This is a genomic window from Nocardiopsis oceanisediminis, from assembly GCF_048595525.1.
Classification (GTDB): domain Bacteria; phylum Actinomycetota; class Actinomycetes; order Streptosporangiales; family Streptosporangiaceae; genus Nocardiopsis_A; species Nocardiopsis_A oceanisediminis.
Genome location: NZ_JAFMZJ010000001.1, coordinates 1822537 through 1840260, shown reverse-complemented (window position 1 = coordinate 1840260; position 17724 = coordinate 1822537). Strand labels below are relative to the sequence as shown.

Annotated in this window: 20 protein-coding genes; 14 read left to right on the top strand and 6 right to left on the bottom strand. The window is 72.7% G+C overall.

Annotated features, from left to right (window positions below):
• Positions 1–89 precede the first annotated feature (89 nt).
• Both J0910_RS08340 and J0910_RS08335 read left to right on the top strand, forming a co-directional pair.
• Positions 90–293, top strand: a complete 204-nt coding sequence (locus tag J0910_RS08340) for a hypothetical protein (RefSeq protein ID WP_017592693.1) — start codon at positions 90–92, stop codon at positions 291–293.
• 32 nt (positions 294–325) lie between these two features.
• On the top strand, positions 326–508 hold the full coding sequence (locus J0910_RS08335) for a type II toxin-antitoxin system HicA family toxin (RefSeq protein WP_420157946.1): 183 nt from the start codon (positions 326–328) through the stop codon (positions 506–508).
• A 58-nt stretch (positions 509–566) separates the two neighbouring features.
• On the opposite strand, the gene J0910_RS08330 is transcribed toward J0910_RS08335, so the two are convergent.
• Both J0910_RS08330 and J0910_RS08325 read right to left on the bottom strand, forming a co-directional pair.
• Positions 567–1535: a zinc-binding dehydrogenase gene (locus J0910_RS08330; RefSeq protein ID WP_420157945.1), complete on the bottom strand. Its 969-nt coding sequence runs from the start codon at positions 1533–1535 to the stop codon at positions 567–569.
• 77 nt (positions 1536–1612) lie between these two features.
• On the bottom strand, positions 1613–2122 hold the full coding sequence (locus J0910_RS08325) for an ATP-binding protein (protein ID WP_420157944.1): 510 nt from the start codon (positions 2120–2122) through the stop codon (positions 1613–1615).
• Positions 2123–2662: 540 nt separating this feature from the next.
• Here J0910_RS08325 and J0910_RS08320 point away from each other — a divergent pair.
• Together J0910_RS08320 and J0910_RS08315 are read left to right on the top strand one after the other, a co-directional pair.
• Positions 2663–3763 (top strand): helix-turn-helix domain-containing protein, encoded by a 1101-nt coding sequence (locus J0910_RS08320; protein ID WP_420157943.1) that lies wholly within the window; start codon positions 2663–2665, stop codon positions 3761–3763.
• A gap of 21 nt (positions 3764–3784) precedes the next feature.
• Complete coding sequence (locus tag J0910_RS08315) at positions 3785–4012, top strand: DUF397 domain-containing protein (protein ID WP_420157942.1); 228 nt, start codon at positions 3785–3787, stop codon at positions 4010–4012.
• A gap of 152 nt (positions 4013–4164) precedes the next feature.
• On the opposite strand, the gene J0910_RS08310 is transcribed toward J0910_RS08315, so the two are convergent.
• Positions 4165–5358 (bottom strand): NAD(P)-dependent malic enzyme, encoded by a 1194-nt coding sequence (locus tag J0910_RS08310; RefSeq protein WP_420157941.1) that lies wholly within the window; start codon positions 5356–5358, stop codon positions 4165–4167.
• Between the two features lie 375 nt (positions 5359–5733).
• On the opposite strand from J0910_RS08310, the gene J0910_RS08305 reads away from it, so the two are divergent.
• From J0910_RS08305 to J0910_RS08280, 6 genes are all read left to right on the top strand, one after another.
• The gene (locus J0910_RS08305; RefSeq protein ID WP_420157940.1) at positions 5734–6693 is read left to right on the top strand and encodes an ABC transporter substrate-binding protein; all 960 of its coding nucleotides are present in this window, start codon (positions 5734–5736) and stop codon (positions 6691–6693) included.
• A 29-nt stretch (positions 6694–6722) separates the two neighbouring features.
• Positions 6723–7688: an amino acid ABC transporter permease gene (locus J0910_RS08300; RefSeq protein WP_420157939.1), complete on the top strand. Its 966-nt coding sequence runs from the start codon at positions 6723–6725 to the stop codon at positions 7686–7688.
• 62 nt (positions 7689–7750) lie between these two features.
• Positions 7751–8503, top strand: coding sequence for an amino acid ABC transporter ATP-binding protein (locus tag J0910_RS08295; protein WP_420161920.1), 753 nt, complete (start codon positions 7751–7753; stop codon positions 8501–8503).
• 105 nt (positions 8504–8608) lie between these two features.
• Complete coding sequence (locus J0910_RS08290; RefSeq protein WP_420157938.1) at positions 8609–9088, top strand: GNAT family N-acetyltransferase; 480 nt, start codon at positions 8609–8611, stop codon at positions 9086–9088.
• 277 nt (positions 9089–9365) lie between these two features.
• Complete coding sequence (locus J0910_RS08285) at positions 9366–9791, top strand: ATP-binding protein (RefSeq protein WP_420157937.1); 426 nt, start codon at positions 9366–9368, stop codon at positions 9789–9791.
• 68 nt (positions 9792–9859) lie between these two features.
• The gene (locus tag J0910_RS08280; RefSeq protein WP_017592705.1) at positions 9860–10591 is read left to right on the top strand and encodes an RNA polymerase sigma factor SigF; all 732 of its coding nucleotides are present in this window, start codon (positions 9860–9862) and stop codon (positions 10589–10591) included.
• Between the two features lie 90 nt (positions 10592–10681).
• On the opposite strand, the gene J0910_RS08275 is transcribed toward J0910_RS08280, so the two are convergent.
• Positions 10682–11104 carry a hypothetical protein gene (locus tag J0910_RS08275; protein WP_420157936.1) on the bottom strand — a complete coding sequence of 141 codons (423 nt, stop codon included), beginning with the start codon at positions 11102–11104 and terminating at the stop codon, positions 10682–10684.
• A gap of 147 nt (positions 11105–11251) precedes the next feature.
• Between J0910_RS08275 and J0910_RS08270 the strand changes: the two genes are divergently transcribed.
• Both J0910_RS08270 and J0910_RS08265 read left to right on the top strand, forming a co-directional pair.
• Positions 11252–12187, top strand: a complete 936-nt coding sequence (locus J0910_RS08270) for a diacylglycerol/lipid kinase family protein (RefSeq protein ID WP_420157935.1) — start codon at positions 11252–11254, stop codon at positions 12185–12187.
• A gap of 311 nt (positions 12188–12498) precedes the next feature.
• Positions 12499–12762: a WhiB family transcriptional regulator gene (locus tag J0910_RS08265; RefSeq protein ID WP_420157934.1), complete on the top strand. Its 264-nt coding sequence runs from the start codon at positions 12499–12501 to the stop codon at positions 12760–12762.
• Positions 12763–12896: 134 nt separating this feature from the next.
• Here the strand turns inward: J0910_RS08265 and J0910_RS08260 are convergent, their stop codons facing one another.
• Positions 12897–14441, bottom strand: coding sequence for a sensor histidine kinase (locus J0910_RS08260; protein ID WP_420157933.1), 1545 nt, complete (start codon positions 14439–14441; stop codon positions 12897–12899).
• A gap of 106 nt (positions 14442–14547) precedes the next feature.
• Between J0910_RS08260 and J0910_RS08255 the strand changes: the two genes are divergently transcribed.
• Together J0910_RS08255 and J0910_RS08250 are read left to right on the top strand one after the other, a co-directional pair.
• Entirely contained in the window at positions 14548–15291 is a 744-nt protein-coding gene (locus J0910_RS08255) for a GntR family transcriptional regulator (protein WP_017592711.1), read from the top strand.
• A gap of 93 nt (positions 15292–15384) precedes the next feature.
• A complete protein-coding gene (locus J0910_RS08250) occupies positions 15385–17043 on the top strand; it encodes an acetolactate synthase (RefSeq protein ID WP_420157932.1) in 1659 nt (552 codons plus the stop codon).
• A 265-nt stretch (positions 17044–17308) separates the two neighbouring features.
• Here J0910_RS08250 and J0910_RS08245 read toward each other — a convergent pair whose 3' ends face one another.
• Positions 17309–17716, bottom strand: coding sequence for a thioesterase family protein (locus J0910_RS08245; RefSeq protein WP_420157931.1), 408 nt, complete (start codon positions 17714–17716; stop codon positions 17309–17311).
• Between the last annotated feature and the right edge of the window lie 8 nt (positions 17717–17724).

Genomic DNA, 17724 nt, shown 5'->3' with positions numbered 1-17724 from the left:
TTCCGAGCCGTATTCTGGCGATCGCCCCCTGCTCCAGGGGGCGATCGTTTACTGTGGCGTTGTCGTACCCGGCGGAGAGGAGCCGTTCGATGTCCCGCACCGTCCATGTCCCCTATGACCTGGAACAAGACGAGGACGGCGTGTGGTGCGCCCATGCGCAGCTCCGCCCCGGCGTCGGCGCGCACGGCGATGGCCCGGACCCGGAATCCGCCGTCGCCGATCTCCGTGTCGCCCTGACCGCCCTGATCGAGGAGTTCGGTTTTCCCAATGAGCTGACTCTCGAAGTCGCCTGATGCCGCCTGTACCGAGCATGCGTGGCGCCCTTGTGGTCAAGGCACTGCAGAAAAAGGGCTTCTTCGTGGCCCGGGTCAGCGGCAGCCACCACATCATGCGACACCCTGATGGACGGGGTACCACTGTCCCGGTCCATTCCTCCAGGGATATCAGCAAGGGAGTGCTCCGCGGCATCCCCACCGACACCGGTCTCTCGATCGACGACCTGAAGTGATCACACGGCTGCGGCCCGGCTCGGTACCGAGCCGGGCCGCAGCCGTGTTCCGCCCCCGTCAGACGGTGAAGACGATCTTGCCGAACTGCTCGCCGGCGAGCAGCGCGCGGAAGCCCTCCTCGGCGCGGGCCAGCGGGAGGACCCGGTCGATCTCCGGGCGCAGGCCGGTGCGGGCGCACATCTCGGCGAGCGCGGCCAGCTGGTCCCGGGTGCCCATGGTCGCGCCGATCACCCGGAGCTGCTGGAAGAAGACCCGGGTGAGTTCGGCCGAGGGGGCGTCGCCGCTGGTGGCCCCGCAGGTGACGATGGTGCCGCCGGGGCGGAGCGAGCGGAGCGAGTGGGCCCAGGTGGCCTGGCCGACGGTGTCGAAGGCGGCGTGCACCTTCTCCGGCAGGCGCTCGCCGGTGGGCACCGCTGCGTACGCCCCCAGCTCCACCGCCCGGTCCCGCTTGGCCTCGCTGCGGCTGGTGGCGTAGACCCGGTGCCCGGCCTGGGCCGCCATCCGGATCAGCGCGCCGGCCACCCCGCCGCCCGCCCCCTGCACCAATACCGACGAGCCGGGGCGCAGGCCCGCCTTGTCGAAGAGCATGTTGTAGGCGGTCAGCCAGGCGGTGGGCAGGCAGGCCGCCTCCTCGAAGGAGAGCTCCTCCGGCTTGGGCACCAGGTTGCGCCGCGGGACGGTGATCTTCTCCGCCAGGGTGCCGTCGTAGACCTCGGAGAGCAGCGAGCGGCGCGGGTCCCGGGTCTCGTCCCCGCCGCCGGCGTCCGGGTCTCCGACGACGCCGTGCACGATGACCTCGTTGCCCTCCTCGTCGACGCCGGCGCCGTCGCAGCCGAGCACCATGGGCAGCCGGTCGGCGGGCAGGCCGATGCCGCGCAGGCTCCACAGGTCGTGGTGGTTGAGGGCGGCGGCCTTCAGGTCGACGACCGCCCAGCCCTCGCGGGCCTCCGGGTCGGGCCGCTCCCCTGCCTGCAGACCGGAGAGCGGGTCGTCGGGGTCGATGCCGATTGCCGAGATAGCGAACATGCCCCGACCCTAGATCGTCGGTGTGCTCCGGCTCACCACCGCCCCCGCGGCCCTGGGGCGGCGCGTCCGGGGCGGGCTCAGCCCCGGGCGCCGGCGGGGCTGAGGGTGAAGGCCACCACCCGGCCGCCCGGTACCGCCTCGGTGTTCCAGTCGCTGGCGACCGCGTCGATGATGGCCAGGCCGCGGCCGCCCTCGGAGTCGGGCGAGAACGCCTCGACGGTGGGGTGGGCGCCCGGGTCGTCCCCGCGCGGCCCCTCGTCGTGCACCGCGACGGTGAGGTGGCCGGGGCTGTGGTGCACCTCCACCCCGAACCGCCCGCCCGGCTCCCCGCTGCGGGTGTGCCGGATCGCGTTCGAGGCGATCTCGCTGACCAGCAGCAGCGCGGAGTCCAGTACCTCGGGCGGGATGGCCGGGCAGAGCCCCAGCGTGGAGCGGACGAACCGCCGCGCCTGGGCGACGTGGCTCTTCTCGCCGGGGAATCCGCACCGGGCCATGACGACCGCCCCCGCGCCCCGGGCCCTCGGGACGTAGGGGAAGTCCCGGGCCTGCAGCTCCTGGGCCGGCCGTCCGGAGAGTGTCGCGCTCATGGTCCCCCCTCAGCGTGTCGGTCGGCTCGGACCGCCGGGTTCGACCTCCGCGCACCGCCCCGCGCCGCTCTCTGCGGCGTGCGTCCCATCTTCCACAGCGCCGACCACACGTGCAATTGCTTCGCAGAATTCTCCTTACCCGCTTTATGCCCACCTGATGTCAATTGGCGTCCCCTCTGCCCGGAATGGCGGGGATTTCTCCCGGTCTTTTGCCATCAGGACCGGCGCCGCACGCCTCGCAGTGCGCCCCGGTTCCCGTTTCACCGGACCCCGTCGACCGCCGAGCGGCCCGCCTCGCTCCCCTTCGGCGGGCGTCCGGCCCGCCGCCCCCTCCGGCCGCCGGGATCGACACGGGCCGGCTCCACCCGCCCGAGCCCGGGCGGCGGCTTCGGACCCGGTGAGACTCCGCTCCGCGCCGGGGCTCGAACCTCGGCCGCCGGCCTTCGGGCCGGTGCGCCCCGGGACGGGGCGTCGCTCCCCGCCGCCCGCACGCACCCGAACGGCCGGGACGGCGCAGCGCACCGCTCCCCGTCCAGGCGGATGCGGTGCACGGCGGAGCCGCGCCATCACATACTGTCACGAGATCGCGGGCGGCGAGAGGCGAATAAGGATATTCAGAACACACTCGCCGCTGACGGACGCATGGGGTTCGGCTCCGATTCACCCCCATCCCGAAGGCCGGGGCGCTTTCCGACCAAGACCTGTAGCCTTCTCCCGTTCTCCATTAGGCCTCTTCCCTCACTCCAGGAGGTCCCGATGCCCCCGGCCAACAACCCGACGGCGCGCAGGCGGCGACTGGGCGTTGAATTGCGAAGGTTGCGGGAGAAAGTCGGAATGACCGGAGAGGAGGCGGCCGAGCACATGGCGTGGTCCGGAAGCAAGCTCTCCCGGATCGAGCGCGGTCAGGTCGCCACCAACTCCGACGACGTCCGCGACCTGCTGGAACTGTACGAGGTCGGGGACGAGACACTGCGCACCACGCTGGTGACCCTGGCCCGCGAATCGCGGCGGCGGGGGTGGTGGCACGTCTACGGCGACGTGATGCCCGAGCGCTTCGAGGTCTACCTCGGCCTGGAACCCGAGGCCGAGGTGCTCCGCTTCTACCAGGCGCAGATCGTCCCCGGGCTGTTCCAGACCGAGGACTACGCCCGGGCCCTGCTGGAGGCCCACCCGGCCGCGGTCGCCCCCGAGGAGATCGAGCGCCGGGTGGAGCTGCGGATCCGGCGCCGGGAGCTGCTCTTCAGCGAGCAGACCCCGCACGTGTGGGTGGTGCTGGACGAGGCGGTGCTGCACCGGCCGGTGGGAGGGCCGGCGGTGATGGCCGATCAGATCGGGCATCTGCTGGAAGCCGGGCAGAGGACGCAGGTGACCATACAGATCGCACCTTTCGGAGTCGGGGCGCATTCCGGACTCGACGGGTCATTCGACATCCTCGAGTTCCCCGAGTCGGATATCCACGCGCCCAAACTCGTCCATTTGGAGAACCTGACCAGCAGCCTCTATATAGAAAAGGCCAAGGAGGTGCGTTTCTACACGGTGGCCTTCGAGCACCTGCGCACCGCCGCCCTGCACCCGGAGAGGACCCGGGAGGTCCTCGCCGACCTCCAGCGGCGCATGCGGAAGCAGGCACAGGATGAATGACGAGGAAAGAGGAGGCGCGGCATGTCCGCGATCGATTCACAGCACCCACGGGGCGCCCGCGGCGCCCTCGCGCCGGAATGGCGCACCAGCTCCTACAGCGGAACGGGCGGCGGGCAGTGCGTCGAGGTGGCCGATCTCCCGGCGGCCACCCTGGTGCGCGACTCGGTGACCCCGGACGGAGCGGTCCTCGCCTTCGGGCGCGGAGCGTGGGCGGCCTTCGTTGCGGCCGGCGCGAAGGGGCGCCTGTAGCGCCCCGGGCCTGACCGGCGGACCCGTGCGGGCGGCACGCCCCCGCGCACCGCGGCAGGCGGCCCCGGAAACGGCGGATCCGGAGCGGGACGCCCCGCTCCGGATCCGCTACGCACCATCACCGGCCGACTACTCGCCGGTATCGGTCCTGGCTAGAACAGCCGGGCCACCCCGTCCTCGCGGGCCTGGGCGGCGACCGCGGCCGAGACCGCGGGGACCACCCGCTCGTCGAAGGTGCTCGGGATGACGTAGTCCGCGGCGAGGTCGTCGCCGACCAGGGCGGCCAGGGCGTCCGCCGCGGCCAGCTTCATGTTCTCGGTGATGTCGGTGGCGCGCACGTCCAGCGCGCCGCGGAACACCCCCGGGAAGGCCAGCACGTTGTTGATCTGGTTGGGGAAGTCGCTCCGCCCGGTGGCCACGACGCTCGCGTACTTGTGCGCGACGTCGGGGTGGACCTCCGGGTTGGGGTTGGCCATCGCGAAGATGATCGCGTCGGAGGCCATCGTGGCGACGACGGACTCGGGCACCTCGCCGGCGGAGAGGCCGATGAAGACGTCGGCCCCCTCCAGCGCGGCCTCGATCGAGCCCTGCAGGCCGGCCCTGTTGCTGATCTCGGCGATCTGGGTCTTGACCGGGTTGAGCCCCTCCCGGCCGGAGTAGATGATCCCCTTGCTGTCCGCGACCGCGATGTCGCCGATGCCGCCGTCGATCAGCATCTTGGTGACGGCCACCCCGGCGGCGCCGGCGCCGGAGACGACCGCGCGCAGGTCGCCGAGGGTCCGGCCGGTGAGCCGGGCGGCGTTGCGCAGTGCGGCGACCGTGACGATCGCGGTGCCGTGCTGGTCGTCGTGGAAGACCGGGATGTCCAGCCGCTCGCGCAGCCGGGCCTCGATCTCGAAGCAGCGGGGGGCGGAGATGTCCTCCAGGTTGATGCCGCCGAAGGAGGGCGCCATCCGGGCCACGGTCTCGACGATCTCATCGGTGTCGTTGCAGGTGAGCGCGATCGGAACCGAGTCGACGCCGCCGAACTGCTTGAACAGCAGCGCCTTGCCCTCCATCACCGGCAGCGAGGCCTCCGGGCCGATGTTGCCCAGTCCCAGCACCGCCGAGCCGTCGGTGACGACCGCGACCACGTTGTTCTTCCAGGTGTAGGTGTCGACCAGCTCGGACGTCTCGGCGATGGCGCTGCACACCCGGGCGACACCGGGGGTGTAGGCGAGGGAGAGGCCGGCGTGGTCGGTCACGTCGACCGAGGAGCGGACCTCCAGCTTGCCGCCCCGGTGCAGGGCGAACGCCGGATCGTCGTCGAGTTCGGAATGCCGCTCGCGCGGCGCGTCGGTGGTCAACTTTCAAACCCCTCATCATTCAAACCCGCGGCGTCGGCCATGACGCCGGCGGTTGCGGTGAGCACTGGGGCAGCGCGCGAAGGCGTCGGGTGCTAGGGGGGAGGGCGCCGCCGGCCGGTCGGCCATGACCGGTGGTCCGGAGAGCCCGCCTTCGCCCGGTCCGTATGCGAACCAGGCGCTGCCGCTTCCACGGGGGTGGCCCGTTACCCAATCATCTCACAACGGTGACCGGACCAACATGACGGGTAGGAACGATGGTATGTCCGAACGGCCATGAAATATCGTCTGATCAGCCAATTCATTCGGTTTTCCCGGCCGCTCGGTGCTGCGGCAGCGCCGGACGCCCGGTCCGGCCGGACCTGAATGGAGACCCCTGTGGCCTCGCCGATCCGTTTCTTCCAGCCCGGCCAGTTCAGCAGAGGCGCGGTCGCCGCGGGGGCCGCGGCGCTGCTGCTCTCGGCTTCCGCCTGCGGCGGAGGCGACGGGGGCGGCGGCACCGGGCAGGGCGGCGCCACCCCCGACGTGCAGCCGGACGAGGAGCTCGCCGCCCTCGTCCCGCAGGAGGTCCGGGACGCCGGCACGCTGACCGTGGGGACCGACTCCAGCTACGCCCCGGCGGAGTTCCTGGACACCGACGGCAAGACGATCATCGGCTTCGACGTCGAGCTGTTCGACGCGGTCGCCGCCAAGCTGGACCTGGACGTCGCCTGGGAGAGCGCCACCTTCGGCACCATCGTGGAGGGCGTGGACTCCGGCAAGTACGACGCGGGCATCTCCTCGTTCACCATCAACGAGGAGCGCCTGGAGCAGGTGAACATGGTGAGCTACTACAACGTGGGCACCCAGTGGTTCACCGCCAAGGGCAACCCGGCCGGCGTCGACCCGGAGAACGCCTGCGGCAAGACCATCGCGGTCCAGGCCAACACGGTGCAGGTGCCCGACATCGAGGCCCGCAGCGAGCAGTGCGAGAAGGACGGCGAGCCGGCCATCCAGATCGACCAGTACGAGGGGCAGGACGAGGCCACCCAGTCGATCGTCTCCGGCAAGAGCGACGCCGGACTGGCCGACATGCCGGTCGCCTTCTACGCGATCGAGCAGACCGGTGACAAGCTCGAGTCGCTGGGCGAGCAGTACGAGGCCGCTCCCTACGGCGCGGTCGTCCACTCCGACTCCGACGAGCTGGCCGAGGCGATCCAGGCGGGCTACCAGTCGATCATCGACGACGGCACCTACGAGCAGATCCTGGACGGCTGGGGCCTGGCCGAGCAGGGCCTGATCGAGAAGTCCGAGGTCAACCCGGACATCGCGGCCGAAGACGAAGACGGCGAAGCCTGACCCCGAGACAGGACGAAGAGCGCAGCGGCGTGAAAACACCCACCGAACCACCCCGGCCGACCGGGCCCTCCGCGGAGGGCTCCCGGCCCGCCCCCGTCAAGGCGGTCCCCGTGCGGCACCCCGGGCGCTGGGTCGCCTCCGGTGCCCTGCTGGTCCTCGCGGCCATGTTCGTCAACATGCTGGTGACGAACGAGAAGTTCAACTGGCCGTTCATGTTCGAGAACATGTTCTCGGCACCGGTGCTCAACGGGGTCTGGACCACCCTGAAGCTGACCGTGCTGGCGATGCTGCTGGGCATCTCGCTCGGCATCGCCGTGGCCGTGATGCGGCTCTCGGGCAACCCGGTGCTGGCCACCCTGGCCTGGCTGTACACCTGGTTCTTCCGGGCGGTCCCCCGGCTGGTGCTCTGCGTGCTCTTCGGCAACCTCGGCATCCTCTACCAGAACCTGGAGCTGGGGCTGCCGTTCGACAACTACTGGATGCCGCTGCTGGGACTGGAGGGCGACGCCCGGTTCTTCAGCGTCCCGATGAACGACGTGCTGACCCCGTTCATGGCCGCGCTGCTGGCGCTGGCGCTCTCCCAGGGCGCCTACATGGCCGAGATCGTCCGGGCCGGCCTGCTCTCGGTGGACAAGGGGCAGACCGAGGCGGCCCAGGCGCTGGGCATGAGCCGGGGCAAGACGCTGCGCCGGATCACCCTGCCGCAGGCGCTCCGGGTCATCGTGCCGCCGACCGGCAACGAGGTCACCGCGATGCTGAAGGACACCTCGCTGGTGTCGGCGATCCCGCTGACCACCGAGCTCTTCTTCCAGCTCCAGGCGATCGGCAACCGCACCTTCGACCTGTTCCCGATGCTGGTCGCGGCGTGCATCTGGTACCTGGCGATCACCAGCCTGCTGATGGCGGGCCAGTTCTTCCTGGAGCGCTCCTTCACCAAGGGCGACCGCAAGGCGCAGGCCGAGATCGCGATCATGCAGAGCAAGGCGGGACATTGAGCGGGAATCCGAGCGGGACACCGGACGCGGCGGGGCTTCCGGAGCGCCCCGCGGACGACCTGATGGTGGTCGCCGACGGCGTGCACAAGAGCTTCGGCCGGCTGGAGGTGCTCAAGGGCATCGACCTCCGGGTCCGCCGCGGCGAGGTGATGTGCGTGGTCGGCCCCTCCGGGTCGGGGAAGTCGACCTTCCTGCGCTGCATCAACCACCTGGAGAAGATCACCGCGGGCCGGCTCTGGGTGAACGGCCGGCTGATGGGCTACCGGGAGCACGGCGGCCGCCTCTACGAGCTGCACGACAAGCAGGTCGCCGAGCAGCGCCGGGACATCGGCATGGTGTTCCAGAGCTTCAACCTGTTCCCGCACATGTCGGTGATGGGCAACGTCATCGAGGCCCCGGTGCAGGTCAAGCGGGAGTCGCGGGCCCAGGCCCGGACCCGCGCCATGGAGCTGCTGGAGCGGGTCGGGCTGGCCGACAAGGCGGACGCCTACCCCCGGCAGCTCTCCGGCGGCCAGCAGCAGCGGGTGGCGATCGCCCGGGCACTGGCGATGCGCCCGGAGCTGATGCTGTTCGACGAGCCCACCAGCGCGCTCGACCCGGAGCTGGTGGGCGAGGTCCTGGAAGTGATGAAGGGCCTCGCCCGGGAGGGCATGACCATGGTCGTGGTCACCCACGAGATGGGCTTCGCCCGCGAGGTCGGCGACAGCCTGGTGTTCATGGACGGCGGCGTGGTGGTGGAGTCCGGCGACCCGCGCGAGGTGCTCGGCGACCCGAAGCAGGAGCGGACCAGGGCGTTCCTCTCCAAGGTGCTCTGAGCACGGCGGCCGGGGCGCCCCGCCCTCCCGGCCGCCCCGGCCGGCCGCCGCGCGGCCCGGGGCGGATAGCGTGGGTGCGACGGCACCGACCCGACGAGGAGCACCGTGATCCGCCCCGCACGCCCGGATGACGTCCCCGCCATCCTGGAGCTCATCCGCGCCCTGGCCGCCTACGAGCGCGAGCCGGACGCGGTGGAGGCCACCGAGCAGGACCTGGAGCAGGCCCTGTTCGGCGAGGACCCCTCGGTCTTCGCGCACATCGCCGAGGACGCCGGCGAGCCGGTGGGCTTCGCCCTGTGGTTCGTCAACTTCTCCACCTGGACCGGCAGGCACGGCGTCTACCTGGAGGACCTCTTCGTCCTCCCGGAGATGCGCGGCCGCGGGTACGGCCGGGCCCTGCTCGCCGGGCTGGCCCGGACCTGCGTGGAGCGCGGCTACCGCCGGCTGGAGTGGTCGGTGCTGGACTGGAACGAGCCCTCGATAGCGTTCTACCGGTCGCTGGGGGCCGTTCCGATGGACGAGTGGACGGTGTACCGGCTGCACGGCAAGGCCCTGGAGGAGCTGGGCTCCGCCGGGGCGGGCTGAGCGGGGCCCTCCGGTGCTCCGGGGGCGCGGGATGGCGGGGAGGCGGCAGGCCCCTGCTGTGCCCCGGCCGCTCCCGGACCGGGGCCGCGCACCGGATAAGGGCCGCGCCGCCGCCTCGGACCGTTTCGCGTTCCCGCCGGTGAGAGGCGTGCGGCCCGCTGGGACAGGGGCTGCGGCCCACCGGGCGGCGGACACGGAGCGGGCCGTGTGCAGCGGGGCCGCCGCGAAACAAGATAGATTGCTCTCAAGCGGCAATCTCGCTTCCCGGAGGAGGGACGTGACCGAAGAAACCGCCGCGCCCGTCTCGGGCGCCACGGACGTACGCGACGCCGTCACGGTCAGGATGCCGGCCGACAGCGCCTACCTCTCCGTGCTGCGCACCGCGACGGCCGGGCTGGCCGCGCGCCTGGACTTCACCCTCGACGAGATCGAGGACCTGCGCATCGGGGTCGACGAGGCCTGCGCGATGCTGCTCGCCCAGGCACTGCCCGGCACGGACCTGACCACCGAGTTCGAATTGGCCGGGGACGGCATGCGGATATCGGTGTCGGTACTGACCTCGGACGGTCGGCTGCCGGCCCGCGACACCTTCGCCTGGACGGTGCTGTCCGCCCTGGCCGGGGAGGTCGACACCAGCACCGGCCCCGACGACCGCGTCTTCATCGTCCTGCACAAACGGCGTGGCACGGTGGAGACGGCGTGAGCGAGAGGGGGCCCGCTCTGACGGCGAAGACGGAACACGCGGTGCCGGACCGGGCACGCGCACGAGAGTTGTTCGAGCGCCTGAGCGAGCTTCCCGAGGACTCTTCGGAGCGCCAGCGCATCCGCGACGAGCTCGTGGAACTGCACCTGCCTCTGGTCGAGTACCTCGCGCGCCGCTTCCGCAACCGCGGTGAATGGCTCGACGACCTCACCCAGGTCGCCACGATCGGCCTGATCAAGTCGATCGACCGGTTCGACCTGGAGCGCGGGGTCGAGTTCTCCACCTACGCGACGCCCACCATCGTGGGCGAGATCAAACGGCACTTCCGCGACAAGGGGTGGGCGGTGCGGGTGCCGCGCCGCCTGCAGGAGCTGAAGCTCTCCCTGACCAAGGCGGTCAGCGACCTCTCCCAGCGCGAGGGGCGCGCGCCCACCGTGCACGAGCTCGCCGAGCACCTCGGGATGACCGAGGAGGAGGTCCTCGAGGGGCTGGAGTCGGCCAACGCCTACTCCACCGTCTCGCTGGACGCCCCGGACAGCGGGGACGAGGACGCCCCCGCGGTGGCCGACTCGCTGGGCATCGTGGACGACTCCCTGGAGGGCGTGGAGTACCGCGAATCGCTCAAGCCGCTGCTGGAGCAGCTGCCGCCGCGGGAGAAGCGGATCCTGCTGCTCCGCTTCTTCGGCAACATGACGCAGTCGCAGATCGCCCAGGAGCTGGGCATCTCGCAGATGCACGTCTCCCGGCTGCTGGCCCGCACCCTGGCGCAGCTGCGCCAGGCGCTGACCACCGACGACTGACCCGAGCGGCCGCAGGGCGGCCCCGCACCGCGAGCGCGGTGCGGGGCCGCCTCCGTTCTCCGGGCCCCGCCCGCCGGCCGGGCCCGCCCCTCAGCCGCCGCCCTCCGGCTTCTCCGGGGCGTCCTCCCCGGGGAGCCGGCCGCCGGGGAAGAGCACCTCGGTGACCGGGCCGGACAGCACCAGGCCCAGGACCGCGACGGCGGTCGCCGCCATCCCGACGCTGACCGCCATCTGGTCGCTGGTGTACATCGAATAGGCGATGACCAGCATGAAGATCTGGGTGAGCACCACCGGGCCGCGGGACCAGGACTGGAGCGTGAACAGGCCCCAGGCCACGTAGCAGACCGCGGCGGCGGCCGCGAAGGCGAGGATCGCGAGCGGCACCGAGAACGAGGCGGAGCCGCGCCCCTGGACCGCCTCGATGGCGACCCGGACGCCCTCGTAGGCGATGACCAGGCCGATCAGGCCCTGCAGTGCGGCGGCGATGACGACGTTGAGCGGACGTGAAGACACCCTCCACAGTATCCGCCCCGGGTGCCCCGTCCGGCCCGGCCCCCGGCCGGCCCGGCCCCCGGCCGGGCGGGGCGCCCGCGCCGGGCCGCCGCGCGGTGCGCCGCGGGCCCGGGAGCGGCTGCGGGGCAGGGCCTCTAGACTGGCCGGGTGCGCGCGCTCTTCATCGTCAACCCCCAGGCGACCACCACCACGCCCCGGTCCCGCGACGTCATCGTCGGCGCCATCGCGCGCGACGTGGAACTGCACGTCGCGCAGACGGAGTACCGGGACCACGCCCGGGAACTGGCCCGCGACGCCGCCGGCGAGGGCTTCGACACGGTGATCAGCCTGGGCGGGGACGGCACCGTCAACGAGGTGGTCAACGGCCTGCTGCGCACCCCGGAGGGGCTGCCCCGGCCGAGCTACGCGGCGATCCCCGGGGGCAGCGCCAACGTGTTCGTCCGCGCGCTGGGCATGCCGACCGACCCGGTGGAGGCGACCGGCGCGGTGCTGGAGGCGCTCCGCTCGGGGTCGAGCCGGACGGTCGGCCTGGGCCGCATCTCCGGTCCGTCCGACGACCGCTACTTCACCTTCTGCGCCGGGTTCGGCTGGGACGCCGAGGTGGTGCAGGAGGTGGAGCGGCTGCGCCGGCGCGGCCGGCGCGCCTCCCCCGCGCTCTACATCAACACGGCGCTGCGGATGTTCATGTCGGGGCGGATCCGGAACCCCTCGCTGATGCTGGAGGCGCCCGGCCACGACCCGGTCTCCGGCCTGCACTTCGCGCTGGTCACCAACACCACGCCGTGGACGTACGCGGGCTCGGTGCCGGTGCAGCCGACGCCGCGGTCCCGGTTCTCACTGGGGCTGGACGTGTTCGGGATGACCACCATGGGCACCTCCGCCACCGCGCTGCTGCTCCGCCGGATGCTCTCGCACCAGGGGGTCCCGCCGGAGGGCCGGGGCTACATCACCCGGCACGACATGCCCTCGCTCAGCATCGCCTCGAAGCGCCCCCGCGCGTTCCAGATCGACGGGGAGTATCTCGGCGCGCGGAGTCGGATCGATTTCCACTCCGTACCGAAGGCGTTACGAATCATCGTCTGAGACGACCGGACGGTCGCTTGTGACACACGCGACACCGCCGCCCGCGCCGATCGGCCACGGGCACTCTTGCGTGCGCCTGTGAACCCTGACAGGCTCGACATGACGCCGCACGTTACGGGCGAGTAAAACGGATGATTCCGAGGTGGGAACGGCTCCTGAGCACGTTCGCCCCCGGCTCACACCGGACGTCGTCCCGTTGGGCGGGCGCGCTTGGCGCGCCGGGGCGACAAGGGTGTGCCCCGCGCTCATGTTCGTGAACGAGTTCACAATGCGCACGCCCGCGAATGCCTCGCTGTGAGGAGTTGATCCGCATGGACTGGCGCCACCACGCCGCCTGCCGTGACGAAGACCCCGAGCTGTTCTTCCCCATCGGTGACTCGGGCCCCGCTCTCATGCAGATCGAGGAGGCCAAAGAGGTCTGCGCCGCCTGCCCCGTGTCCAGTGCCTGCCTGCGCTGGGCCCTGGAGACCGGACAGGACGGCGGCGTATGGGGCGGCATGAGCGAGCAGGAGCGCCGCTCGCTGCGCCGCCGCCGCAACGCCGGCCTCCGCCCGGTGGTGCGCACCGCGGTCTGAGCCCTCCGGCCGTCCGTCACCCCCCATTCCTACCACCCCCGCCGATCCCGGCTCCGCCGCCCCCGCCGCTCCTCCGCGGCGGGCGCCCCGGACCCGGGATCGGCGCGTTCCGGGGCCTCCCGGGGCGGGCCCGCTCAGCCCTGGACGTCCCGCTCCACCGGCAGCTCGATGGCGACCGCCGTGCCGACCTCGTCGCGCGGCTTGATCTCCAGCCGGCCGCCGAGCTCGCCGACCACCAGCGTCCGCACGATCTGCAGGCCGAGGCTGTTGGTGCTCTCGAAGTCGAAGCCGGGCGGCAGGCCGCCGCCGTCGTCGGTGACCTCGATGTGCAGCGTCCCGGAGCGGTCCTCGGCGCCCGGGGGCGGGTCCTCCCGGCGCACCCCGACCTCGATCGAGCCGGGCCCGTAGTCCAGGCCGTGCTCCACCGCGTTCTGCACCAGCTCGGTGAGGACCATCGACAGCGGGGTGGCGACCAGCGCGGAGAGCAGTCCGAAGTGGCCGACCCGGCGCGGCGTGACCGGGGCGCCGGTGGTGGAGACCTCCGCGGCCATCTCGATCACCCGGTCGGCGATGTCGTCGAAGTCGACGATCTCGTCGGGGGTGTGCGAGAGCATCTCGTGCACGATCGCGATCGAGCCGACCCGGCGCACCGCCTCGTCCAGCGCGGCCCGCCCCTCCAGGTTGTCCAGCCGGCGGGCCTGCAGCCGGAGCAGCGCCGCCACGGTCTGCAGGTTGTTCTTGACCCGGTGGTGGATCTCCCGGATGGTGGCGTCCTTGGTCATCAGCTCGCGCTCGCGCCGGCGCAGCTCGGTGACGTCGCGGACCATGACCAGCGCGCCGACCCGCACGCCGTCGTTGACCAGCGGGATGGCGCGCAGCTGCACGGTGGATCCGCGCGCCTCCACCTCCGCCTCGCGCGGGGCCCGGCCGCCCGCGGTCCAGGTCAGCGACTCGTCCCGGGCGTCTCCGGCGGAGGCCAGGGCGAGCGTGGTGCGGGCCAGGCTGGTGCCGTACAGGTCCGCGGTCAGCCCCAGCCTGCGGTAGGCCGAGAGCGCGTTGGGGCTGGCATAGACCACGTCGCCGCCCTGGTCCAGGCGGAGCAGCCCGTCGCCGACCCGCGGCGAGCGGACCATGAGCGGCTCCTGGTCGCTGAAGGGGAACTGGCCCTCGGCGATCATCTGCGCGAGGTCGCTGGCGCTCTGCAGGTAGGTGAGTTCGAGCCGGCTGGGGGTGCGCGCGGAGCTCAGGTTGGTGCTGCGCTGGATCACCCCGATGAGCTTGCCGTCCCGGCGGACCGGGATGGCCTCCTCGCGCACCGGCACGCCGCCGGACCAGTCGGGGTCGCCCTCCCGGCGGATCCGGCCCTCCGCCCAGGCGCCGTCGATCAGCTCCAGGCGCGCGGTGAGCCGGGGGCGGTCGGCCTCGTCCGCGGCGCGCGCGGTCTCCGCGGAGAGCTCCGTCTCCACCAGGTCGTCCTGGAAGGCGGTGGGGCCGGTGGTGGGCCGCATCTGGGCGACGGCGACCCAGCCGGTGTCGTCGCGCATCCGCACCCATAGCACGAGGTCGGCGAAGGAGAGGTCGGCCAGCAGCTGCCAATCGGAGACCAGCGAGTGGAACCACTCCAGGTCCGCGCTCTTGAGTGCGGTATAGCGTCGGATCAGGTCGCTGAGGTGAGGCACTCACAGATCATCCCACGGGTGGGGGCATACTCGAGGAACGTACTCGACCAGTGGTCCACACCAGTGGGCCCGCGTGCACCGCGACGGCGGGTGGAGGAAGGACGACGTGACGGGTCAGCGAACGATCCGCGAGGATCCCCGGGTCCCCAAGTACTACCAGGTCAAAAAGCAGCTCTTGGAGCTGATCGAGACCATGTCGGCGGGCGAGCCCGTTCCTCCCGAGCGCACCCTCGCCGCGGAGTTCGGCACCTCCCGGACCACCGTGCGCCAGGCCCTCACCGAGATGGTGGTCGAGGGGCGGCTGCTGCGCATCCAGGGCAAGGGCACCTTCGTCGCCCAGCCCAAGGTCGCCCAGGTGCTCCAGCTGCAGAGCTACACCCAGGAGATGCGCGCGCACGGCCTGCACCCGGCCACCCGGATCCTGGACGTCAGCTACATCAACGCCGACGACCAGCTGGCCGAGCTGCTGGCGATCCGCTCCGGCGGGCGGGTGCTCCGCATCGAGCGGCTCCGGCTGGCCAACGGCGAGCCGATGGCGGTGGAGACCGCGCACCTGGCGGCCCGCCGGTTCCCCGGCCTCCGCCGGCAGCTGGACCGGTACGCCTCGCTGTACGAGGCGCTGGCCAGCGCCTACGAGGTGCGGCTGGCCGAGGCCGAGGCGACCATAGAGACGGTGCTGGCCACCCCGGACGAGGCGCGGCTGCTCGGCGTGGATGTCGGCCTGCCGCTGGTGCTCCACTGCCAGCACAGCTTCGACGCCGACGGCCACCCGGTGGAGTGGGTCCGCTCGCTGTACCGGGGCGACCGGTACAAGTTCGTCACCCGGCTGCGCCCGCCGGACCGGGACTGACCTCCGTCCCTCTTGTCCTGATGCGACGTGAATCACTACGGTGCTTTTGAACTCACCGGTAACGTGACGCGGACCAGGACAGCGAGGCAGGACATGGACACGCCCCCCTTCTCCGGGCGGATCGAGGGCCACGGCGGCGCGCACGCGGTGGCCGTCGCCCGGCACCACGGCGCCGACACGATGTTCACGCTGAGCGGCGGTCACGTGTTCCCGCTGTACGACGCCGCGGTCAAGCCGGAGCCGACCATGCGGCTGCTGGACGTCCGGCACGAGCAGACCGCGGTCTTCGCCGCCGAGGGCGTCGGCAAGCTGACCCGGCGGGCCGGGCTGGCCGTGGTGACCGCCGGCCCCGGCGTCACCAACGCGGTCAGCGGCGTGGCCACCGCGCACTTCAACGGCTCCCCGATGGTGCTGATCGGCGGGCGCGCCCCGGAGGCCCGCTGGGGCCAGGGCCTGCTCCAGGAGCTGGACCAGCCGCCGCTGCTGGAATCGGTCACCAAGCTCTCCCGGACCGCGCGCGCGACCGGCTCGATCGCCGCCGAGGTGGACGAGGCGTTCCGCACCGCCAACGCCGCGCACCGCGGCCCGGTCTTCCTCGACGTCCCGATGGACGCCCTCTACGACCAGGCCTCGGTGGAGCCGGGCGCCGCCGCCGCGGAGCGCCCCGCCCCCGACCCCGGGGAGGTCTCCGCCGTGGCCCGGCTGCTCTCCGAGGCCGAGCGGCCGGTGCTGGTGCTCGGCTCCGACGTGTGGCTGGACGGCGCCGAGGCGGCCGCCCTGGAGGCCGCCGAGGAGCTGGGCGTCCCGGTGGTCACCAACGGGCAGGGCCGCGGGCTGCTGCCGGGCGGCCACCCGCTGCTGGCCAACCGGGCGCGCGGGGCCGCCCTGGGCCGCGCCGACCTGGTGGTGGTGGTCGGCACCCCGCTGGACTTCCGGCTCGGCCACGGCCTGTTCGGCGGCAGGGACGGCGCGCCCCCGGCCAAGGTCGCGCACGTCGCCGACTCCCCCGGCCAGCTGGCCTCGCACATGGTCCCGGCCGCCACCGCCGCCGGCGACCTGTCCGCGGTGCTGCGCGGCATCGCCGCCGAGGCCCGGCCGCGCCCGGCGGCCCGGGAGTGGCGCGCGGAGATCACCGCGGCGGCGGCGCGGGCCGCGGCCGCCGACGCGGAGGTGCTGGGCAGCGGCTCCGACCCGATCCACCCGGCGCGCGTCTACGGCGAGCTGAACAAGGTGCTCGCCGAGGACGCCGTGGTCATCGGGGACGGCGGCGACTTCGTCTCCTACGCGGGCAAGTACATCGAGCCGAAGCGCCCCGGCAACTGGCTGGACCCCGGCCCGTTCGGCTGCCTGGGCACCGGCATGGGCTACTCGATCGCCGCCCGGCTGTCCCGCCCCTCCTCCCAGGTGGTGACCCTGCTCGGGGACGGCGCCGCCGGCTTCTCCCTGATGGACGTGGACACCCTGGTCCGGCACCGGCTGCCGGTGGTCATGGTCTGCGGCAACAACGGCGTCTGGGGCCTGGAGAAGGCGCCGATGCGGATGCTCTACGGCTACGACATCGCCGCCGAGCTCACCCCGCAGACCCGCTACGACGAGGTGGTCCGCGCCCTGGGCGGGGGCGGCGAGCTGGTGACCGACCCGGACGGGATCGGCCCGGCCCTGGAGCGCGCCTTCGACTCCGGGGTGCCCTACATGGTGAACGTGGCCACCGACCCGGACGTCGTCTACCCGCGCAAGACCATGGGGGTCTGAGGGCGGCCGCCCGGCCGGGAGCGGCGCCTCCGGGAGGCCGGTCCGCCCCCCCCCGCACCGGGCGGTGCTCCCCGGCGGACCGGACGCCCGGTCACCGCCGCGCGTGCGGACCGGCGGAGTCCCGGCCCGCCCGGTGCGGCGGGCGGCCGATCCCCCTCCGCCCCGGTCGGCGCTCCGGCCACCGGAGAGCGCCGCACCGGCCGGGAGAGCGGCCGCGAACGCCCGGCGCCCGCCGCTCCGGCCGGGCGGGGCGGGGGCGGGGAGGTCAGCCGGCCGCCGAGGCGATGAAGCGCTCCCGGTCGACCACGACCCGCTCCACGGTCCCGTCGGCGACCACCCGGCCGCCGCCGGAGGCGGCCTCCTGCACCGCCTCGACGGCGAAGACCAGCCGGCGGCCGTCGGCCTCGCGCAGCTCCGCGCGGACCCGGACGCGCGCGCCGACCGGGCTGGCCGCGAGGTGGCGCAGGCCGACCGAGGTGCCCACCGTGGTCCTGCCGGGCTCCAGCCGGCCGGCCAGCGCCGCCACCGTCGCCTCCTCGGCCAGCGCGAGCACCCGCGGCGTCCCGAGCACCGGCACGTCGCCGCTGCCCAGCGCCCGCGCGGTGTCGGCGGGGCCCACTTCGATCCGGGCCTCGCCGGTGAGGCCGGGGCGCGGTTCCTCGATGTCGCTCATGGTCCGGA